The sequence below is a fragment of the Nostoc sp. genome (genome assembly GCF_036919595.1).
Taxonomy (GTDB): domain Bacteria; phylum Cyanobacteriota; class Cyanobacteriia; order Cyanobacteriales; family Nostocaceae; genus Nostoc.
Genome location: NZ_JBALCO010000078.1, coordinates 38,981 through 45,277, shown reverse-complemented (window position 1 = coordinate 45,277; position 6,297 = coordinate 38,981). Strand labels below are relative to the sequence as shown.

Below are 6,297 nucleotides of genomic sequence, written 5' to 3'. Positions count from 1 at the left end.
CAACCCCTTTTCTTCCCCCTTAAAATGATTATCATTCTTGAAAAACCTGTCTCTTGTTTTTCTTGGAATAATTTATTCTTTGGAAGTCCCTAAAGATAAAATAGATTTTTTAGAAAAATTTATAGAAAAAGTTCCTGAAATAAAGAAACAATTAAATTCTCAAAGCATAGTATTGCCAGATTTAGATCAAGTCAATGAAATTTTTTATAATAATTGTGAAAAATACTTGATTGAGAAAATTATTGATCTCAAAGATGATGTTTATAACATATATCGTATTCGTAATATGCTAGTTCATTCTAGTAGTACTACTAGTAAACTATTAGATTATTATGCAAAACGTAGCCGAGAGTATTGCCACTCTTTGTTAGATGCCATTGCATATAAAATATATCAGACTTCTAACGATGATGAAATTATGCCTTTAGAGTTTTATTTTAGAGAAATGGTAATTGATGCAAATATTGCTTTAGAGGCGGTAAAAGAAAAGAAAATGGACAACTTTAGAAATTGGGCTTTATCGTAAATAATTTTAATACTTACTTTTTCGGCACGTTATACTTTTCGTTTCATGAAACTTCAAGTTCTGCAACTCTACGAATATTTTGGATATTTCCACTTGTTAATTCACTGTAAATATCGAGTAGATTTTCTTTTAGCTCCTCTTCGGTTTCACCCTGAGTCCAATAGTCAGGATATTCTTCGAGATAACCTAACCACATATCATCATCTTGCCAGTAAATGTATTTCTTCTTTGTCATGTGCCTATTCGCTGCCTTTTTCTAAACTATCGAATTACTGAACTATCCGCCAAAAAAAGAGTCTAAATTAGACTCTTAAAAAAACTTAGGGGCGGACAGTCGCCCACCCCAATGAAAATCAGGTGACACCAAAGACAATCACTAAGCCCAAAACCGCCCCAAACACAATCAAGGCATAGAATTGAGCGCGACCGTTTTCTAGGTACTTCAGACCTTCACCGCTAACGAGGGTGAAAAAGCCTGTGAGGTTAACAGCACCATCTACAACGCGGAAGTCAACTTCCATAACTTGTCTAGCTAGGCGACGCAAGCCGAGGACAAAAACCCGATGGTAAATGTCATCAAAGTACCACTTGTTGAGGGATAACTCGTAAAGTGGTTGGATTTTAGCAGCGATCGCAGCTGGGTCAATCTTATGGCGCAAATACATCAGCGAAGCCAGGGTAATCGCAATCAAAGAAATTCCGACTGAAGCACCCGCCATAATGTAGAATTCCGTCGGATTGAACTCGGAAGCCTTTTCTATAACTTCGGAGAGAGTTTCGCTAGGAGGAAAGATAAACTCTTCAAAATAATTGGCGTAGGGAGTTCCCACCAAACCAATCAAAATCGAAGGCACAGCCAACAGTGCCAGCGGCAGTGTCATCGTCCACGGCGACTCGTGGGGGGAGTCACTATGATGCCCGTGGGAGTCGTGGGAGTCATGATGCTCACTAGTTGCCGCCAATTCTCCTTTCTTCATTGCCCCAGGCCCAAAATTCGGGACTGGTTCTCGTGACTCTAATTCCAGGACAATTGTCGCCGCAGCCTTCTTGAGTTTTTGCTTGATTTTATCGTCATTACCCCGGAATTCGCCTTCAAATGTCGAGAAATACATTCTAAACATATAAAAAGCAGTAATCCCGGCAGTTAGCCAGCCGATAAACCAGAGAAGTGGGTTAGCCTCAAAAGCCTTACCCAAAATTTCATCTTTTGACCAGAAGCCAGCAAAGGGCGGAATACCAGAAATTGCCAAGCAACCAATTAAAAAGGTAATTGACGTGATCGGCATGTACTTTCGCAGTCCACCCATTAGCCGCATATCTTGCGCTAAGGCAGGGTCGTGACCAACGACACCTTCCATGCCGTGAATTACTGAACCTGAACCCAAAAACAGCATCGCCTTGAAATAGGCGTGGGTCATCAGGTGGAATAGTCCAGCACTGTAGGAACCTATTCCCATTGCCATCACCATGTAACCGAGCTGGGAAATGGTGGAGTAAGCCAAGCCCTTTTTGATGTCGTTTTGGGTAATCGCAATGGTTGCCCCCAAAAACGCCGTAAAAGCCCCAGTAAAGGCAATGACGTTCATTGCGGCTGGGACGTGTTCAAATACTGGGTACATGCGGGCAATCAGGAAAACACCCGCCGCCACCATCGTTGCCGCGTGAATCAAGGCAGAAATGGGGGTGGGGCCTTCCATTGCATCTGGTAGCCAGACATGGAGGGGGAATTGGGCTGATTTAGCAACTGGCCCCAAGAAAACTAAAATCGCAAACAGGACAGCGAGAAAATTGCTGATAGAACCTGATTGGACAAGTTGGGCGAGGCGATCGCCCATGACATTAAAATCAAAACTTCCTGTTGCCCAGAACAGCCCCAAAATGCCGAGTAAAAGACCGAAGTCACCCACGCGGTTGGTCACAAACGCTTTTTGAGCGGCATCTGCTGCTGACTTGCGATCGTACCAAAAGCCGACCAGCAAGTAGGAACACATACCGACCAGTTCCCAGAATATATAAATCTGTACTAGGTTGGGGCTGACCACCAGACCTAACATTGAGGAGCCAAACAAACTGAGATAGGCGTAAAACCGCACGTAACCTGGATCGTGAGCCATGTAGCCATCGGTGTAAACCATGACTAAGCAGGCTACCGTTGTCACAATCACCAGCGTTAGGGCTGTCAGGTGGTCAATAGTGTAGCCCATGTTCAGGTGAAAATTACCTGCTGCCGCCCACTCCAAGGTGCGGATATAAGGCGCGTGTCCTTGAATTTGACTCCATAGCAAGGCAAACGACAGCCCCATCGCTGCTCCCATTAGGGAGATAATCACCACAGCGTTAAGCTGCCGGAGGCGGTTTGTCACCTGATTCAACGAGATTAACCCTAGACCGACCAGCATTGCCCCAAAAAGAGGTAACACCGGAATCAGCCACGCATACTGATAGATTACTTCCATCACTGACGCCTACTTTTAGAATTCTTGACTAGCGTGTCGGAACTGTTAATAATTGTGACACACACCCTTTAGGATAAAATAACCCACCCAAGGGTGATTGGGTGGGGTGTTAAGCATGGTTTTAGATTTCGTCACTGGTTATTGGTCATTAGCGCTCTTTTTTTACTCTCATTAGAGAATATTTAAAACGTTGTTTCTCCGTGCTTGGTTCCAAACAAGGATTTTTTGGCAATGCTTATCAAGCGAGGCTTTGAAAAAGATTCAAGGTTAGCATCTTATTTTTCTCTCCTCAGAGACATAAAAGAGCGTTAGTCCTAATGCCCAATGCCAATCAAGCAGACCGATACTCTAAGTCAGCTGTTTTCGGACTTTTGTAGATTTTTGGGCAACTGCTGTAGCTAGCTTTAATGTTTTCTAAAGCTAGACGTAAATCTTCTCTGCCGCCAAAGCTTTCCAAGCGATGCTGAACAGTGCCATTTTCAATCAATAGTAAGGTTGGTAGTGACTTTAGCCTATAAGTAGTAGACAATTTAAAATTTTGATCGGCATTAATCCCAACTAATTTAATTTCTTCCCCACATTGGGCTTGAAATTGCAACAATAGCGGGTGAATTATCCGACACAAGCCACACCAAGGTGCTTCAAAGTTAACTAAAACAGGAATAGGAGATTCTAAAACTTCTTGAATAAATGTCCGCTCACTAACCGACAACACCATGACGCCTCTTGGATTATAAGGTTTTTATATCAAACTACTTATCAGCACTGAAGTGAAGGATTGGTAAGTCGTTAACTGCCGATAGATGCTTTCAGGAACCAAATCTCAGAACACAGAATAATTAGGCAAAAATTGAGCGCGTTGATGTGTCTGTGACAAAAAACCAGCGCGACTCTCACGGTGGCTTTTTTGGATGTTAGACTCCTGATTGCCGTCTCCACCTGTGAATTTGACTGAATTGCCATTTATTCCCAAGGAAAAGCAACTGACCAACAACTACCAATATAAAATCTCAAACTGACTGAACGCACCTCCACTGAATAGCTGTTTGAACTGATCGTACATTGATTCGGGGCAATTGATAAGGTGAAATTCCCATCTATTTCGGATTTTATGCTGACACTGGGGATCGCATGAACTACCTAAATTTGGGCAAGCCGTAAATATAGGTTTCCCAATTCATTGGCAAACTATCTTGCGGGATACCTTTTGTAGAAAATCTTCTTGAACTGTAGATATTTTTGAGTAAGCTTTAGCCAGAGCTAGTTTAGCTTTACGTCGTTTGTTAGTAGTCTTATCCTTTTTTCGGGATAGCTTTCGCTGTTTGGGCTTTGAGTTTCGTTCGTATTTTTATGAGGTGTTTTGGATTCTGATATTTTGACCCGTCAGAAGTGACGGCAAAATCAATCAATCCAAAATCAATGCCAATCGCCTTCCCTTCTGGAGCCAATGCGTTGCGTATTTTCCCCTTGTTGTAGCAACTGGCGTTGCTAGATGGTATCTTTTCAGCTTAATCATCAATTAATAAAGATGCATAATATCTACTATCAGGCATCTGATAAATAGTTACAGTTCTCAATTTACTAACAAAGCCATGGTGAATCTTCGCTTTTACCACTCCCAGTTTTCTAGGAAATTTCATCTTTGAGTTAGAGATGATTTTGACGTTAGTTGGATATTGAAGAGACTGTCTACCGTGCCTAGTTTTAAAGGTTGGGTACTTAGTCAGACCATCAAAGAAGTTGATAAAAGCTTGAGACAGATTTGAACAGGATTGCTGCAAACATTAGGAATAACATTCTTGGAGCCATTTATACTCAAGTTTTAAAACTGAAATCTGTTTCTTCATGTCGTAAGCTGACAAGCCCTTACCCGCCTTCTTGTAAGTCTGAGACATTACACATAGAGACTGATTCCAAACCCAGCAAACACAGCTATAGGCTACCAAATGAGCTTGCTGGGCTGTTGTTAGGTAAAGTCTGACTTTGACCGCTCTCAACATAAATCGACCTGATCACGCTTGAGTCACCATGATAATATCTCTTCCGCTAACAATCAAGACATTTGTTCATCTCTTCATCCACCTCCTTGATTGTCGAGAGCTACGCTTGTTGATACATTCGGGGGGTGGAATCGTCGTCTTAGGCGCATTGAATGGAGCAGTGCGGTGAGCCAGACGCTAACAGAGGGTTTCCCGACTTGTCCCTTGCGCGTCTCCTGTCTTGAGAAGCGACTGGTGTTAGCGCAGCTAAGGCGAGTCAGACGCCACGCACAGTCGCCTTAACTGCGCTACCCTTGCGTCAAGAGCATCACCCATAAGGGTCTTGGGGGAAATCCCAAGAGTGACTACCGTCTCATCGCCTCCCTTTCCTGCGGAACGCTACCGTGAACGGGTAGGCAAGAGGCTTCTGCTCTTTAAGCTAAATTTCCCATCTGATCCTACTAGTTGCTTCCAGCAACAGAGGGTGTGACCACCAAAGCAAAACTATAAAAATAGTGACTCCCAAATAGGCAGGGCGGATAAATTCCTCCCATTTGATAGATTGACGGCCGTCAATAATTGCTTTGAATGGAATAATTGAAGTCCGTTGTTTAGCAATTTCAAAGGATTCTCCATAGCGATCGCTCAGACGGCGATCCCCGTGCCAAACCCCAAACAAGTGATGCAACACCAATCCAATGGAAGTCACAAGGGTAAAGGTAGTACCCAGCCACAGAGTATGGGCAACACACCAAATTATTTGTCCTACCATCTGAGGATGACGGGTAATCCGAATAATTCCTGTTTCGTAGAGATGAACTTGGGGCTTTTGAATGGCAGCAACTTCTAGTAGATTGAAGGTAGCAGGATATAAAAACAAGAACGAGATCGCTGACAGCAGCCAAACAAATCCTCGCACTCCTGGCATCCCTTGTACCTGCCAAAGTTGCAAACCATCATAGCGATGCCCAAAAAAGTAAATAATTAATATCACAGCCAACGTTAGGCTGACTAATGCAAAGAGAATGCGATAAAGCCTTGGCCCAATGTATTTTTCTGCCCAAGGGCGCAAAGCAGCACCTCCACTATGAGCGATCGCAAAAACTATTTGTAACCCCAGTATGACAAAATGACTAGGTGTCAACCAAGAAATCAGCAGCATATATACGGGTGAAGTAATTTAAAGAAAATTGAATTCAGTACAACCAATACCACAAAGTGTTCAAAAGGGAACTTTAGTCAAGATGTTGTGCTACTGTCTTTTTCGAATCAAGCCTTCAAGTTTAATATGCAACAAATCATGCCGAGCTGATTGCTGCCAAACCTGATTTATTGT

General features: G+C 42.8%; 7 protein-coding genes. 1 reads left to right on the top strand and 6 read right to left on the bottom strand.

The annotated features are described in order from the left end of the window. The first annotated feature begins 37 nt into the window (after positions 1-37). Positions 38-526 (top strand): hypothetical protein, encoded by a 489-nt coding sequence (locus V7K21_RS11060; RefSeq protein ID WP_335174128.1) that lies wholly within the window; start codon positions 38-40, stop codon positions 524-526. 43 nt (positions 527-569) lie between these two features. On the opposite strand, the gene V7K21_RS11055 is transcribed toward V7K21_RS11060, so the two are convergent. From V7K21_RS11055 to V7K21_RS11030, 6 genes are all read right to left on the bottom strand, one after another. Continuing rightward, positions 570-761 (bottom strand): type II toxin-antitoxin system HicB family antitoxin, encoded by a 192-nt coding sequence (locus V7K21_RS11055; RefSeq protein WP_152590690.1) that lies wholly within the window; start codon positions 759-761, stop codon positions 570-572. A 118-nt stretch (positions 762-879) separates the two neighbouring features. After that, positions 880-2,982 (bottom strand): NAD(P)H-quinone oxidoreductase subunit 5, encoded by a 2,103-nt coding sequence (locus tag V7K21_RS11050; protein ID WP_335174125.1) that lies wholly within the window; start codon positions 2,980-2,982, stop codon positions 880-882. Between the two features lie 331 nt (positions 2,983-3,313). Further along, positions 3,314-3,700 carry a thioredoxin family protein gene (locus tag V7K21_RS11045; protein ID WP_335174123.1) on the bottom strand — a complete coding sequence of 129 codons (387 nt, stop codon included), beginning with the start codon at positions 3,698-3,700 and terminating at the stop codon, positions 3,314-3,316. 574 nt (positions 3,701-4,274) lie between these two features. Continuing rightward, entirely contained in the window at positions 4,275-4,430 is a 156-nt protein-coding gene (locus V7K21_RS11040; protein WP_335174121.1) for a hypothetical protein, read from the bottom strand. A gap of 336 nt (positions 4,431-4,766) precedes the next feature. Next, positions 4,767-4,982, bottom strand: a complete 216-nt coding sequence (locus V7K21_RS11035; protein ID WP_335174119.1) for a helix-turn-helix domain-containing protein — start codon at positions 4,980-4,982, stop codon at positions 4,767-4,769. A 418-nt stretch (positions 4,983-5,400) separates the two neighbouring features. After that, a complete protein-coding gene (locus V7K21_RS11030) occupies positions 5,401-6,123 on the bottom strand; it encodes an NnrU family protein (protein WP_335174117.1) in 723 nt (240 codons plus the stop codon). Between the last annotated feature and the right edge of the window lie 174 nt (positions 6,124-6,297).